Annotated in this window: 11 protein-coding genes and 1 rRNA gene; 9 read left to right on the top strand and 3 right to left on the bottom strand. The window is 71.9% G+C overall.

The features are described 5' to 3' along the window. Positions 1–161 precede the first annotated feature (161 nt). Positions 162–1,985, top strand: a complete 1,824-nt coding sequence (locus ABZT12_RS00060) for a hypothetical protein (RefSeq protein WP_356374663.1) — start codon at positions 162–164, stop codon at positions 1,983–1,985. Between the two features lie 65 nt (positions 1,986–2,050). Here ABZT12_RS00060 and ABZT12_RS00055 read toward each other — a convergent pair whose 3' ends face one another. Next, the gene (locus ABZT12_RS00055; protein WP_356376633.1) at positions 2,051–2,857 is read right to left on the bottom strand and encodes a hypothetical protein; all 807 of its coding nucleotides are present in this window, start codon (positions 2,855–2,857) and stop codon (positions 2,051–2,053) included. Positions 2,858–2,979: 122 nt separating this feature from the next. Here ABZT12_RS00055 and ABZT12_RS00050 point away from each other — a divergent pair, with 122 nt between their 5' ends. The 3 genes from ABZT12_RS00050 to ilvD all read left to right on the top strand — a co-directional run bounded on the left by ABZT12_RS00050 (position 2,980) and on the right by ilvD (position 7,052). Beyond that, positions 2,980–3,912 (top strand): Ppx/GppA phosphatase family protein, encoded by a 933-nt coding sequence (locus ABZT12_RS00050; RefSeq protein ID WP_356374661.1) that lies wholly within the window; start codon positions 2,980–2,982, stop codon positions 3,910–3,912. Positions 3,913–4,175: 263 nt separating this feature from the next. Beyond that, positions 4,176–5,000: a sugar phosphate isomerase/epimerase gene (locus ABZT12_RS00045; protein ID WP_356374659.1), complete on the top strand. Its 825-nt coding sequence runs from the start codon at positions 4,176–4,178 to the stop codon at positions 4,998–5,000. A 198-nt stretch (positions 5,001–5,198) separates the two neighbouring features. Beyond that, a complete protein-coding gene (gene ilvD / locus ABZT12_RS00040; protein WP_356374657.1) occupies positions 5,199–7,052 on the top strand; it encodes a dihydroxy-acid dehydratase in 1,854 nt (617 codons plus the stop codon). A 97-nt stretch (positions 7,053–7,149) separates the two neighbouring features. Here the strand turns inward: ilvD and ABZT12_RS00035 are convergent, their stop codons facing one another. Then, positions 7,150–9,276, bottom strand: a complete 2,127-nt coding sequence (locus tag ABZT12_RS00035; RefSeq protein ID WP_356374655.1) for a serine/threonine-protein kinase — start codon at positions 9,274–9,276, stop codon at positions 7,150–7,152. A gap of 183 nt (positions 9,277–9,459) precedes the next feature. On the opposite strand from ABZT12_RS00035, the gene ABZT12_RS00030 reads away from it, so the two are divergent. The 4 genes from ABZT12_RS00030 to proC all read left to right on the top strand — a co-directional run bounded on the left by ABZT12_RS00030 (position 9,460) and on the right by proC (position 12,253). After that, positions 9,460–9,789, top strand: coding sequence for an SH3 domain-containing protein (locus ABZT12_RS00030; RefSeq protein ID WP_356374653.1), 330 nt, complete (start codon positions 9,460–9,462; stop codon positions 9,787–9,789). A 50-nt stretch (positions 9,790–9,839) separates the two neighbouring features. Continuing rightward, the gene (locus ABZT12_RS00025) at positions 9,840–10,343 is read left to right on the top strand and encodes an EamA/RhaT family transporter (protein ID WP_356374651.1); all 504 of its coding nucleotides are present in this window, start codon (positions 9,840–9,842) and stop codon (positions 10,341–10,343) included. Between the two features lie 82 nt (positions 10,344–10,425). Next, positions 10,426–11,253, top strand: coding sequence for a class I SAM-dependent methyltransferase (locus tag ABZT12_RS00020; RefSeq protein ID WP_356374648.1), 828 nt, complete (start codon positions 10,426–10,428; stop codon positions 11,251–11,253). A 190-nt stretch (positions 11,254–11,443) separates the two neighbouring features. After that, complete coding sequence (gene proC / locus ABZT12_RS00015; protein ID WP_356374645.1) at positions 11,444–12,253, top strand: pyrroline-5-carboxylate reductase; 810 nt, start codon at positions 11,444–11,446, stop codon at positions 12,251–12,253. 16 nt (positions 12,254–12,269) lie between these two features. On the opposite strand, the gene trpS is transcribed toward proC, so the two are convergent. Beyond that, on the bottom strand, positions 12,270–13,271 hold the full coding sequence (gene trpS, locus ABZT12_RS00010; protein WP_356374641.1) for a tryptophan--tRNA ligase: 1,002 nt from the start codon (positions 13,269–13,271) through the stop codon (positions 12,270–12,272). An 846-nt stretch (positions 13,272–14,117) separates the two neighbouring features. Here trpS and ABZT12_RS00005 point away from each other — a divergent pair. Then, positions 14,118–14,200 (top strand): 16S ribosomal RNA (locus tag ABZT12_RS00005); the annotation flags it as partial.

Raw genomic sequence — 14,200 nt, 5'->3', positions numbered from 1 at the left:
ACTGACATCGCCGCACGGCACCGGACCGGGCCGCGGCCCCTCACTAACGAGTCATCGGGCGTCAGGTTTCTGTCCCCTTATGAGGGATCGTTTCACCCGTACGGATTAAAAGTGCTCAAGGCGCGAGAAGGGGCCCCTACCCGCCGCCTACGGTCGCACGAGTGATGAGCAGCAGCCCGGAGACCCCGGCCCGAACCACCGGCGCACACCGGGCGTACCGGGAGGCCCGCGACCTCGCGGCGGCACGCACGCTCGCGCAGCGCACGCCCGCGCGCTACGAGCCGTATCTGGACGGCCTGTTCACCTACTGTCTCTCCGTCCTGTGCGACCACGACACGGCGACGGCCGCCCTGGGCGAGGTGCTCGCACTGGCCGAGCGGCGCGGAGCGCGCGGTCCCGAATCATCGGGTCAGTACCGGGCGTGGCTGTACGCACTGGCCCGTTGGGAATGTCTGCGCAGGCTCACCGAGACGGAGCAGAAACGTCAGGGCACCCACGCGGCGGGCCGTGGAGGCCGGGCGGGCCGTGAAGGCCGGGCGGGCCGAGCGGGCGCGGCCTCCGCGACGCGGTTGGGCCGGGTGCGGGAGAGCGGGGCGCGGGACGGCGCGGAGTGCTCCGCGGAACCGGCCGTCCGCGAGGAGGCGTTGGAGCGGCGGCGGCGCGAACTCGCCCTGCTGGCCTGGCCGGAGGCGGCCGGCACCGCCCCGGAACAGCGCGAGGCGCTCGAACTCGCCGTACGGCACGGGCTGGCCGCCCCCGAGGTCGCCGCCGTCCTCGGCATGGACCTCGCCGCCACTCGTGACCTGCTGGCCTCCGCCGCCTGCGAGGTCGAGCGGACCCGCGCGGCGCTCGCCGTCGTGGAGACCGGCACCTGCCCGAGCGTCGCGCGCCTCGTCGGCGACCACCAGTTCGTGCTCGGTACCGCCCTGCGCCGCGAGCTGGTCCGGCACGTCGACGACTGCCCGCTCTGCCGCCGTACGGCCGAGCGCGCGGTGCCCGGGCGGTGGCCCGGCGCGAGTGTCACGCCCGCCGAACTGCCCGTCCTGGAAGCTCCCCGCGCCACCCTGCACGCCACCCTGGCGCACCTCCCGCGCGCGCGGGGCGCCGCTCCGCGCTTCGACCGGCGGGGTTTCCCGATGGACCCCAAGGACAGCGCCGCCCGCCGGGACCGGCTACGCGCGCGTGCCGTCACGACGACCGTCGTCGCCACCGTCGTGGCCGCGCCCGTGCTCGCCCTGTGGGCCGCCTACCGGAGCACGCCCACCGGCGAGGGCGTCGACGCCCGGACCGCCACCGCGAGCGAGGCGCACGGCACCGGCAGCACCGCCGGCCCCGACGGCCCGAACGGCGCGCCGGCGGGCGGCCACCGGAACGCGGGCGACGCCGGCACCTCGCCCGGGACCGGCGACGGCAAGGGCGGCCGGCCCGACGTCTCCGTGGAGGTCGTCAGCGTGACGGGCGCCGGGAGGAAGGGCCCGGGCCACCTCGCGCTGTCGGCCGCCAACAGCGGCGACACCACCGTCGTCAGCCTCACCGCGTCCGGCTCCGCGCCGGTCAGCTGGTCCGCGACGACCACGGCACCCTGGCTCTACCTCAGCCGGTCCTCGGGAACCCTCGCCCCCGGCGACTCGTTCACGATCAAGGTGTACGTCGACCCCCTGCGCGAGCCCGTGGGCCACTGGACCGCGCGCGTGGCCCTCGCCCCCGCCGGTGCCGTCGTCTCGATCCAGGGCTACGGCACCGCGACCGACCCCACGGGATCAGCGGCCCCCTCCGCCCCGCCCCGCCCCCCGGACCCCGCCCCTCCGGACCAAGGCGGCCACCCCGGACCCGGCCACCCGCACCCCTCCGGCCCGGGTCCGACGCCCAGCGCCCCCACCGAGCCGCCCACGTCACCCGCCCCCACCCCGACCGCCCCGCCCCCCACCGCCACGCCCACCTCGGCACCGCCCCCCGGCGCCGGCACGAGTTCGTGGTCGCCGTAGCAAGCCGTAGGGACGCCGTAGCAAGCGGACAACCGTGCTGCCCATGGCTGACGGCCGATGGCCGACTATCCGGCCGGATCCGCCGGATGCGGTGCCAGCAGCGGGAGTTGGGCGGACAGGCGCTCCTCGCAGAGTTCGGCCAGGCGGTCGTAGCCGGCCTTGCCCATCAGCTCGACCAGTTCGGGGCGGTAGGAGACGTACACCGGGTCGCCCGCGCCGTGCGCCGAGGTCGCCGAGGTGCACCACCAGTGCAGGTCGTGGCCGCCCGGACCCCAGCCACGGCGGTCGTACTCGCCGATCGACACCTGGAGCACACGCGTGTCGTCCGGCCGGTCGATCCAGTCGTAGGTGCGGCGGACCGGAAGCTGCCAGCAGACGTCCGGCTTGGTCTCCAGGGGCTCGCGGCCCTCCCGCAGGGCGAGGATGTGCAGCGAGCAGCCCGCGCCACCGGCGAAGCCGGGCCGGTTCTGGAAGACGCACGAGCCCTCGAAGGGGCGGGTCTGGCGGTCGCCGTCCTCGTCCTCGGAGACCCAGCCGTGCGCCCGGCCCTCGTCGTGGTGCTGCCAGATGTCCGGGGTGAGCCTCGCCACATGCCCCGCGACCCGCTTCTCGTCGTCCTCGTCGGAGAAGTGCGCGCCCAGCGTGCAGCACCCGTCGTCCGCGCGGCCGGCCTGGATGCCCTGGCAGCCGCTGCCGAAGACGCAGCTCCACCGGGAGGTCAGCCAGGTCAGATCACAGCGGAAGACCTGCTCGTCGTCGGCCGGATCGGGGAACTCCACCCACGCCCGCGCGAAATCGAGCCCCTTCTCGTCGCCCGCCGGGGCCTTCTTCGGCTTCTTCGCCGGCTTCACGGCCTTCGCGGGCTTCACCAGTACGGGGGCAGTGGTGGATTTGTCGGCCTTCGCCTTTTTCGTCTTTGGCACGCGTCCAGGGTAATTCGCCCGGTGCGGCTCCGGGCACCGACAACGGCGCAGCTGGCAGTAGCGTGCCGTCCATGAGACTCGGTGTCCTCGACGTGGGATCGAACACGGTGCATCTGCTGGTGGTGGACGCACACCCCGGCGCGCGCCCGCTGCCCGCGCACTCGCACAAGGCGGAACTCCGCCTTGCCCAACTCCTCGACGCGGACGGGGCGATCGGCCCCGAAGGGGTCGACAAACTGGTCGCCGTCGTGCACGAGGCGCTCCAGGCCGCCGAGGACAAGGGCGTCGAGGACCTGGTCCCGTTCGCCACCTCCGCCGTGCGCGAGGCGACCAACGCCGACGACGTCCTCGCGCGCGTGCGGGCCGAGACCGGCGTCGAACTGAAGGTGCTCACCGGCGCCGAGGAGGCCCGGCTCACCTTCCTCGCGGTCCGCCGCTGGTTCGGCTGGTCCGCCGGGAAGCTCCTCGTCCTCGACATCGGCGGCGGCTCCCTGGAGATCGCGTACGGCATCGACGAGGAGCCCGACACCACCGTCTCCCTGCCGCTCGGCGCGGGCCGCCTCACCGCCGGCTGGCTGCCCGGGGATCCGCCGGGAACGGACGCGATAAGGGCGCTGCGCCGCCATGTCCGGGCCCAGATCGCCCGTACGGTCGGGGAGTTCAGCCGTTTCGGCGCCCCCGACCATGTCGTCGCCACCTCCAAGACCTTCAAGCAGCTCGCCCGGCTGGCCGGTGCCGCCCGCTCCACCGACGGCCTCTACGTCCAGCGCGAGCTGAAGCGGGAGTCCCTGGAGGCGTGGGTCCCGCGGCTGGCCGGCATGACCACCGCCCAGCGTGCCGAACTCCCCGGAGTCTCCGAGGGCCGCTCCGGCCAGCTCCTCGCGGGCGCGATCGTCGCCGAGGGCGCGATGGACCTGTTCGGAGTCGAGACGGCCGAGATCTGCCCCTGGGCCCTGCGCGAGGGCGTGATCCTGCGCCGCCTGGACCACATGCCGTCTGCCTAGTCGCCCCGGTTCGCCCCAGTTCAGTGTGGTTCGGCCTGGTCGGCGCCGTCGCGCAGCCGCGTTGCGACCGCGACGTGCGGGCCCCGCCGCGGCGGCGGGCCCGGGCCGTGTGAACGCCCGACCGCCCGACCACGTATGAGACCCGCATGAAGTATCGCCACAGGGCGGCCGGACGGCGTGCGTGGCCGGTTGCCGTACCCCGCACAGCGCGCGCACAGCGGCCGGATCCCCGGCGCCAGGCACCGCCCCGTAGTCTGTCCTCCGTGGCAGAACCAGTCGTGCGCATCCCGGATGCGAAGGTCGCGCTGTCCACGGCGTCCGTGTATCCGGAGTCGACGGCGACGGCCTTCGAGATCGCCGCGCGCCTCGGCTACGACGGGGTCGAGGTCATGGTCTGGACCGACCCGGTCAGCCAGGACATCGAGGCGCTGCGCCGACTCAGCGACCACCACCGGGTGCCGATCCTCGCCGTCCACGCGCCCTGTCTGCTCATCACCCAGCGCGTGTGGTCGACCGATCCGTGGACCAAGCTCCAGCGCGCCCGCGCGGCGGCCGAGAAGCTCGGCGCCAGCACGGTCGTGGTACATCCGCCGTTCCGCTGGCAGCGCCAGTACTCGCGCGACTTCGTCACCGGCATCTGGCGCATGGCGAACGAGACGGACGTACGGTTCGGCGTCGAGAACATGTACCCCTGGCGCTACCGCGACCGCGAGATGCTCGCCTACGCGCCCGACTGGGACGTCACGAAGGACGACTACCGGCACTTCACGATCGACCTCAGCCACACGGCGACGGCCCGCACCGACGCGCTCGGCATGATCGACCGCATGGGCGACCGTCTCGGCCACGTCCACCTCGCCGACGGCAACGGCTCCGCCAAGGACGAGCACCTCGTCCCCGGCCGCGGCACCCAGCCCTGCGCCGCACTGCTGGAACGCCTCGCCCTGAGCGGCTTCGACGGCCATGTCGTCATCGAGGTCAACACCCGCCGCGCGATGTCCAGCGCCGAACGCGAGGCCGATCTCGCCGAGGCGCTCGCCTTCACCCGGCTCCACCTGGCCTCGGCCGCGCGCGTGCCCCGCCGCTGACTGACTGACGTTCCCCCTACGACGTCGGCGCCGCCCCCCCGGTCCCGACGGCCCCGGTCCGGGCGGTCCCGGTCCACGGACCGTCCGGGCGTCTGCTCCCCGAGATCCGCGTCCCGCATTCCGGACACCCCGTCCCGACCGCTGGATGACCGGCGTACGCTCGGCAGCAGCCCCATCCGTCTGAAGGAGCGAGCGACGATGCCCGAGCTGAGGTCCCGCACAGTCACCCACGGCCGCAACATGGCGGGCGCACGTGCCCTGATGCGCGCCTCCGGTGTACCCGGTGCGGACATCGGCCGGAAGCCGATCATCGCGGTGGCGAACTCGTTCACCGAGTTCGTGCCCGGCCACACCCACCTCCAGCCGGTCGGCCGGATCGTCAGCCAGGCGATCACCGACGCCGGCGGCATCCCCCGCGAGTTCAACACGATCGCCGTCGACGACGGCATCGCGATGGGCCACGGCGGCATGCTCTACAGCCTGCCCTCCCGCGACCTGATCGCGGACAGCGTGGAGTACATGGTCGAGGCGCACTGCGCCGACGCCCTGATCTGCATCTCCAACTGCGACAAGATCACCCCGGGCATGCTCAACGCGGCCCTGCGGCTGAACATCCCGACGGTCTTCGTCTCCGGCGGCCCGATGGAGTCCGGCCGCGCCACCCTGGTCGACGGCACGGTCCGCACCCTCGACCTGGTCGACGCGATGTCCGACGCCGTGAACGAGAAGATCTCGGACGAGGACATCCTCCGGATCGAGGAGAACGCCTGCCCGACCTGCGGCTCCTGTTCCGGCATGTTCACCGCCAACTCGATGAACTGCCTGACCGAGGCGATCGGCCTCTCCCTCCCGGGCAACGGCTCCGTCCTCGCCACGCACACCGCCCGCCGGGCGCTGTACGAGAACGCCGGCCGTACCGTCATGGACATCACCCGCCGCTACTACGAGCAGGACGACGAGTCGGTCCTGCCGCGCAACATCGCGACGCACGCGGCCTTCGAGAACGCCATGGCCCTCGACATCGCCATGGGCGGCTCCACCAACACGATCCTGCACCTGCTGGCCGCCGCCCAGGAGGCGGGCGTCCCCTTCGGTCTGGACGAGATCAACGAGGTCTCGCGCCGGGTGCCGTGCCTCGCCAAGGTCGCCCCGAACGTCGCCAAGGACCGCACGTACTACATGGAGGACGTGCACCGCGCCGGCGGTATCCCCGCCCTCCTCGGTGAACTGCACCGCGCGGGCCTGCTCAACGAGGACGTCCACTCCGTCCACAGCCCGTCCCTCTCGGACTGGATGAAGACCTGGGACGTGCGCGCCGGTTCCCCGTCCCCCGAGGCGGTCGAGCTGTGGCACGCGGCCCCCGGCTGCGTCCGCTCCGCCGAAGCCTTCTCCCAGTCCGAGCGCTGGGAGGCGCTGGACAAGGACGCCGAGGGCGGCTGCATCCGCTCCGCCGAGCACGCCTACTCCCAGGACGGCGGCCTCGCGGTCCTCAAGGGCAACATCGCCGTCGACGGCTGCGTCGTGAAGACGGCCGGCGTCGACGAGTCCATCTGGACCTTCGAGGGCCCGGCCGTCGTCTGCGAGTCGCAGGAGGAGGCCGTCGAGAAGATCCTCAACAAGCAGGTGACCCACGGCGACGTCGTCGTCATCCGCTACGAGGGCCCCAAGGGCGGCCCCGGTATGCAGGAGATGCTCTACCCGACCTCCTTCCTCAAGGGCCGCGGCCTCGGCAAGACCTGCGCCCTGATCACCGACGGCCGCTTCTCCGGCGGCACTTCGGGCCTCTCGATCGGCCACGCCTCCCCGGAGGCCGCGTCCGGCGGCACCATCGCCCTCGTCGAGGACGGCGACCGCATCCGTATCGACATCCCCCACCGCACCATCGAACTCCTCGTCGACGACGCCGAGTTGGCCCGCCGCGAAGAGGCGCTGGGCGGCCGGTACGCGCCGCGGAACCGCGAGCGGAAGGTGTCGGCGGCACTGCGCGCCTACGCGGCGATGGCCACCAGCGCCGACCGCGGCGCCGTCCGCGACGTCAGCAAGCTCGGCTGAACACCCGTACACATCAAGGCATTTCGGCTCTACGAAGGGTCGTCCTCCGGCGCGGAGGGCGGCCCTTCCGCGTACGCGACGGCGGCCCTCCCGCGCGCTACCAGGCCGCGGGCGTAGCGGCGTCGACGGCGAACACCGTGCCGTCGGGCGCCGACGCGTACACCCGGCCGCCGACCACCACCGGCTGCGGCACCGCGGCGACGACGCGGTCCGAGTCCGCGCCGAGCCGGGGCCGGGTCTGTCCCACGAGCTTCCCGCTCCGGGCGTTCACGGCGAGCAACCGCCCGTCGGCGGCGGTGAGATAGACCTGCCGGCCGTCGGAGACGGGCGCGGAACCCCGGCTCACGGACGTCTCCAGACTCCACAGCCGCCTGCCCGCCGCGAGGTCGACCGCCTCCAGCGAACCACCGGCGGCCAGCAGGTACACCACGTCGCCGCGCACGGTCGCCTGGGTGTCCTGGCGCGGGACGGCCAGCCGTACCCGGCGTACCGCCTTGCTCCCCGGGGTGTAGCGCACGACGGCCCGCGTGTCCGGGGAGGCCGGGTCGACGGAGAGGAAGAACACCGAGCCGTTCCGCACCCCGACCGGCTTCAGCGTTCCCTCCAGCCGCGCCGTCCACTCGACCGTGCCGGTCTCCGGATCCACCGCGCTGACCCGCGTGCCCGACCCGTCGACCGAGGTACTGGTGGCGTACGCCAACGGGTCACCCGCGAACGACGAGAAGAACGGCAGACCCGAACTCCCCAGACTCCGGCTCCACTTGGTCTCTCCCGTCGCACTGTCCACACCGGTCACCGTGCCGTCGGCGCCGGTGAGGAGCAGCATCCCGCCGGCCGGCTGGAGTCCGCTGTACGTGGGCGGTCGGCGATGCCAGCGCGGCCGGCCCGAGCCCGGGTCGAGGGCCTCCAGCCGCGAGCCCTCGTTCGTCAGCGGCTGGACGAGGCCGCCCGACATGACCGGCGGTCCGCTTCGGAACGTCTTGGCGACGGAGTGCCGCCACAGCAGGCCGCCGTCGGCCGGGTCGAGGGCGTAGACCGAACCGGACCGCGCGCAGACCAGTTTTCCGCCACCCCACGAACAATGGGGCACCCCGCCGGCGTCGGACAGCGGCTTCGCCTGCCAACCGCCGAAACCCTTCGCGGTGGGCCGCGCGCCGGACTTCTTCGGCGCCGAACCCTCCGCGCCCGCCCACTGAACCGAGCCGAGCACCCCGCCCGCGACGAGCACGAGCGCCCCGGCGACGAGCGCCGCCCTGCGGCCCAACAGCCGTCTTCGCCACGACAGTTGCTCCGCCCTGACCGGCTCTCCGGCGTGCGCACCGCCGGGCTCGGGCGTCGGCGGCACGGGGGCGCCGCTGGTCCGCTGCACCGGTATGAAGGCCTGGGTGTCGTACGACGCCGCGACCGCCCGCAGCTCCCGCATCAACTCGTCGGGGGTGGGCCGGTCCTCGGGCTCCTTGGCGAGACAGCGCAGGACGAGCGGCGCGAGGTTCTCCGGTACGCCGGCCAGATCGGGCTCGTCGTGCACGACCTGGTAGGCGACGATGTAGGGGCTGTCGGAGTCGAACGGACCGCGCCCCGTGGCCGCGTGCACCATCACGGAGCCGAGCGCGAAGATGTCGGCGGCGGGCCCGACCTCCCGCGGCCGGCGGAACTGCTCGGGCGCCATGAAGGGCGGAGTGCCGATCAACTTGCCCGTCTCGGTGCGCAGTTCGCTGTCCTTCGGCCTGGAGATGCCGAAGTCGATGACCTTCGGACCGTCGTCGGCGAGCAGCACGTTGCTCGGTTTGAGGTCGCGGTGCACCACCCCCACCCGGTGGATGTCGCGCAGCGCCTCGGCGAGCCCGGCCATCAGCTGACGCACCTGCGCCGGCGCCATCGGCCCGTTCCGCTTCACATGGTCGGACAGGGTCGAGCCGGGGATGAACAGCGTGGCCATCCACGGCCGTTCGGCCTCCGGGTCGGCGTCGACGACCGGCGCCGTGAAGGCACCGCTGACCCGCCGCGCCGCGGCCACCTCCTGCCGGAACCGCCCCCTGAACTCGGGATCCTGCGCGAACTCGGCGTGCACCACCTTGACCGCGACCTTCATCCCGGAGGTGCTCTGGGCCAGGTGCACCACACCCATGCCGCCGGAGCCGAGGAACGACTCCAGACGGTAGTGACCGGCGTACTCCGGAAGTTCCGCTTCCGCGCCCCGGCCGGTGTTGCGCTGTGGCGCCATGGACACACCCCCGTGCTGTTCGTCTGCGCGCGCGACGCACGGAGCCTAGTCGATGAGCCTTACGGCACAGAGGCGGCTTGCCACCCCTCGGGGATCAAGTTACGTACATGTGTTTCGTGGCTGGATTCGGGGGAATCAACGGGACCCCATGGCTGTCATGGGGTGCAACGGGGGGAGTCCACCATGTCCGTCGAAGGTGCCGAACGAGTTGAAGAGGCCACAGCGGCCCGAACCGTCGGAACGGCGGAAGCGGCCGTCGCGGCCCTGACCACCTACCCGGTCGCACCGGGTGTCCGGCTCAACGTCCGCAGCGGACCCGGCACCGGCTACGCCGTCGTCCGCGTCCTCGCCGAGGACGCCCGCATCCCGATCTACTGCCAGACGCCGGGTACCTCGGTATCAGGCCCGTACGGCACGAGCGCCATCTGGGACAACATCAGCAACGGCGAGTACGTCTCCGACGCCTACGTCCACACGGGCAGCGACGGCTACGTGGCCTCCCGCTGCGGCTGAGTCCACACGGCAGGGCGAGAGCCCGCGGGCCCTGGCGCCATAATCGTCCGGTGAGCGACGAGAACGGCACCCAGGACACTCCCGCGGGCTCCCCGGGCCCCCGCCCCGAGCCCCTCCGCTTCTTCGGCACCACCTGGGTGGACCACGACAACGGCTACCGGCTGCGCCGGGCCGGCGTCGCCACCGGCTCCCTCGCCGCGGCGGCCGTCTCCTGCCTGGTCCTCCGCTTCGCCTACCAGGGCCTTCAGATCGCCGACGTCGGCGACTTCGTCACCGTCCTCGTCGTCGCGATGTTCGCCGTCTGCGGCGCGCTCGCCTTCCGCAACACCTGGGAGAGCTTCTCCAAGCGCCCCGACCCCGACCGCCAGGCCTCCCTCCGCGGCCTCCTGGCCATCGGCTTCGTCGGCTCCCTCCTCGCCTACTTCCTCCGCGCTTTCACCGAGGCCCCCGGCGAGACCCTCCACCGCGAGGAGTACGAGAAGGCCCGCCGCCGACACGAGCACCGCACCACCCGCCGCACCGGCGACCCGTCCAGGAAACGCCGCCGCCCCTGAGCGCCCCGGACGGTCGGCGACGGCCCCCGCCGCCGCACTCAAACCGGCTGCGCCCCTCAGCCGTCCCGGCAACCATGGCCGTATGACCACCGGCCGCACACCCACCCCGTCCACCCCGCCCCTTCCTTTCACCCCGTCGTCCTCGCTGCCCTCCGTCGCCAGGCGCGCCCGTTCCTTCGACGCCGTCGCCGCGCAGTACGCCGAGAACCGGCCCTCCTACCCGCCCGCCCTCTTCGACGCCGTCGAGGAACTGGCCGGCCGGAGACTCGCCGGCGCCCGGGTCGCGGACGTCGGCGCGGGAACCGGTATCGCCACGGGCCTCCTGCACGCCCGCGGCGCCGAGGTGATCGCGGTGGAACCGGGGGACGGGATGACGGCCCAGTTCCGCCGCGCCCTCCCCGACGTCCCGATCGTGCGGGGCAACGGCAACGCGCTCCCCCTCGCCGACCACTGCGCCGACTTCGTCACCTACGCCCAGGCCTGGCACTGGACCGAACCCGCCCGCTCGGTCCCGGAAGCGGTACGCGTCCTGCGGCCGGGCGGGGCGCTCGCCCTGTGGTGGAACACCAGCGCCGTCGACGTCCCGTGGATCGCCGAACAGGCGCGACGCATCGAGGCCCACCTCGGTATCGACGCGGCGGTGGAGAGGGACGGCAGGGGCATGCGCTCCGCGCTCGCCGACCCCAGCGGCAGGCTCGACTTCGCCCGCCGGAGGGTCCGTTGGAGCCGGCGCGTCCCCCTCGACACCCACCTCGCCAACATCGGCAGCCACTCGGCCTTCCTCGTCCTCGGTGAGGAGAGCGCGAGCGCCTTCCTCACCGAGGAGAAGAGCCGCCTGCACACCCTCTTCCCGGACGGAACCGTCGAGGAGACCTACGTCGTGGAGCTGCTCGTCGCCCTCATCGCATGACCCCCTGACCGCCACAGCCACCCACCCCGTACGCGGCGGCCCGCCCCCAGGGCCGCCGCACACCTGATCCGCACTCCACGCCCGGCGCGCACGCCGCGCACATCCCGCCCACCGGACACCCGAGCCGTCCGGCCGTACCCGGTGCGAGGATGAACAACGGACGACGCACCCCCCGGAGGACACCCCAGCCATGACCCAGAAAGTCGCAGTCCTCGGCACCGGCAAGATCGGCGAAGCACTCCTCAGCGGAGTGATCCGAGCGGGCTGGGCACCGGCCGACCTCATGGTCACCGCCCGGCGCCCCGAACGCGCCGAGGAACTCCGCGCCCGGCACGGAGTCACCCCGGTCACCAACGCCGAGGCCGCCGAGACCGCCGACACCCTGATCCTCACGGTCAAGCCGCAGGACATGGGCACCCTCCTGGACGAACTCGCCCCGCACCTCCCCGCCGACCGCCTGATCATCAGCGGCGCGGCAGGCATCCCCACCGCCTTCTTCGAGGAGCGCCTGGCCCCGGGCACCCCCGTCGTCCGGGTCATGACGAACACCCCCGCCCTCGTCGACGAGGCGATGTCCGTCATCTCCGCCGGCAGCCACGCCACCGCCGCCCACCTCGCCCACGCCGAGGAGATCTTCGGCGCCGTCGGCAAGACCCTCCGCGTCCCCGAGTCCCAGCAGGACGCCTGCACCGCCCTCTCCGGCTCGGGCCCGGCGTACTTCTTCTACCTGGTCGAGGCGATGACGGACGCCGGCATCCTGCTCGGCCTGCCCCGCGACAAGGCGCACGACCTCATCGTCCAGTCCGCGATCGGCGCCGCCGTCATGCTCCGCGACAGCGGCGAACACCCGGTCAAGCTCCGGGAGAACGTCACCTCACCCGCGGGCACGACGATCAGCGCCATCCGCGAACTGGAGAACCACGGCGTACGGGCCGCCCTCATCGCCGCCCTGGAAGCAGCCCGCGACCGCAGCCGCGAACTCGCCTCCGGCAACAGCTGACCCGACGCCCCGGCGGTCACGCGGGCAGCAGGCCGATACCCCGGTACGCGGCATCCACCATCGGCTTCGCCATCTCCCGCGCCCGCGCCGCCCCGCCGCGCAACACCCCTTCCACGTAGGCCGGATCCGCGCACAACTCCTTGTGCCTCTCCTGCACGGGCCTGAGCACCTCGACCACGGCCTCGGCGGTGTCCTTCTTCAAGGCGCCGTACGACGCGTACGCACCGCTCAGGCCCTCCGGATCCGGCACCCCGCCGCCGCACGCGGCGAGGATCTCCAGCAGATTGGCCACCCCCGGCCGCGTCTCCGGGTCGTAGACGACCTCCTGCGCGCTGTCGGTCACGGCCCGCATGACCTTCTTCCGGATCACGTCCGGCTCGTCCAGCAGATAGACGATCCCCGGCCCCGAGTCGTCCGACTTCCCCATCTTCGACGTCGGCTCCTGGAGGTTCATCACCCGCGCCGCCACCTCCGGGCGCGTGGCCCGCGGCACCACGAAGGTATGGCCGTACCGCTGGTTGAACCGCACCGCCAGGTCCCTGGCCAGTTCCACATGCTGCCTCTGGTCGTCGCCGACCGGCACCTCGTCCGTCCCGTACGCCAGGATGTCCGCCGCCATCAGCACGGGATACGTCAGCAACGACAGCCGCACACTCCCGTCCCGCCCCCGTTCCCGGGCGGCCTTCTCCCGGTACTGGATCATCCGCCGCATCTCTCCGTCGGTGGCCACGCACTCCAGCACGTACGACAGTCGCGCGTGCTCGTCCACGTGGCTCTGCACGAACAGCGTGCACAGTTCGGGATCGAGCCCGGCCGCGAGCATCAGCGTCGCGGCCTGCCTGCTGAGTCTGCGCACCCGCGCCGGATCGTGGTCCACGGTGAGCGCGTGCAGATCGACCACGCAGAACAGCGCGTCAGCCCGGTGCTGGTCCACGGTGGCCCACCGGCGGACGGCCCCCAGGTAGTTGCCCAGTGTCAGATGCCCGGTCGGCTTGACCCCGCTGAAGACCCGTGTCATCTCTCCGCCTCCTGTCGAAAGCCGCCACCCGGCCGGCCCCCAGACAGGAAGAAACACCGACGGCCGCCGAGTGGGCGGCCGTTGAGTACATACGTGTGTACGGCCGCCGTCAGGCGGCCCACCACTGCTGGGTGTACATACACGTACGCGTAGTCATGAGGGACAGAGTACGCCTCAGGGACCGCGTCCGGAGCGGAGTTGACACGCCCACGGGCCGGTACGTAGTGTTCTCCGAGTTGTCCGACGTGAGCGCCGACCCCGGTCGGTCCCCGGACAGCCATTCCGCGGTATCAACCAACACTCGACGATCCATCGTCCTCCGTGTTGGCATGCGTATTCGCGAAATGAGGAATCCACGTTCGAAAGAGCATGACCCCCGATTAGCTCGGGAGTCAGGACTCCGCTAAAGTCTCACCGGTCGGAACGGCTGACAGCCGGGAAGGCAACTCCCGCTGACTGGGAGTCAGGCCCGAAAGGATCTGATAGAGTCGGAACCGCCGGAAAGGGAAACGCGGAAGCGGAAACCTGGAAAGCGCCGAGGAAATCGGATCGGGAAACGGTCTGATAGAGTCGGAAACGTAAGACCGAAGGGAAAAGCCCGGAGGAAAGCCCGAGAGGGTGAGTACAAAGGAAGCGTCCGTTCCTTGAGAACTCAACAGCGTGCCAAAAATCAACGCCAAATTTGTTGATACCCCGTCTCCGGTCATCATTCGTGATGTCTGGGGCGAGGTTCCTTTGAAGAAATACACAGCGAGGACGCTGTGAACGGTCGGGCTTATTCCGCCTGACTGTTCCGCTCTCGTGGTGTCACCCCGCAGTCTTTTATTAGACGTAGTCGGGAAAACATTCACGGAGAGTTTGATCCTGGCTCAGGACGAACGCTGGCGGCGTGCTTAACACATGCAAGTCGAACGATGAAGCCTTTCGGG

Origin of the sequence: Streptomyces sp. NPDC005423, assembly GCF_040606415.1 — a bacterium.
In the GTDB taxonomy this organism is placed as follows: domain Bacteria; phylum Actinomycetota; class Actinomycetes; order Streptomycetales; family Streptomycetaceae; genus Streptomyces.
This window is presented reverse-complemented; position numbering and strand designations above follow the sequence as displayed.

Excerpts from the sequence above, each read along its gene's own strand:
- ABZT12_RS00050 (WP_356374661.1), top strand. The coding sequence starts at position 2,980 with ATGAGACTCGGTGTCCTCGACGTGGGATCGAACACGGTGCATCTGCTG.
- ilvD (WP_356374657.1), top strand. The coding sequence starts at position 5,199 with ATGCCCGAGCTGAGGTCCCGCACAGTCACCCACGGCCGCAACATGGCG.
- ABZT12_RS00035 (WP_356374655.1), bottom strand. The coding sequence starts at position 9,276 with ATGGCGCCACAGCGCAACACCGGCCGGGGCGCGGAAGCGGAACTTCCG.
- ABZT12_RS00030 (WP_356374653.1), top strand. The coding sequence starts at position 9,460 with ATGTCCGTCGAAGGTGCCGAACGAGTTGAAGAGGCCACAGCGGCCCGA.
- ABZT12_RS00020 (WP_356374648.1), top strand. The coding sequence starts at position 10,426 with ATGACCACCGGCCGCACACCCACCCCGTCCACCCCGCCCCTTCCTTTC.
- proC (WP_356374645.1), top strand. The coding sequence starts at position 11,444 with ATGACCCAGAAAGTCGCAGTCCTCGGCACCGGCAAGATCGGCGAAGCA.
- trpS (WP_356374641.1), bottom strand. The coding sequence starts at position 13,271 with ATGACACGGGTCTTCAGCGGGGTCAAGCCGACCGGGCATCTGACACTG.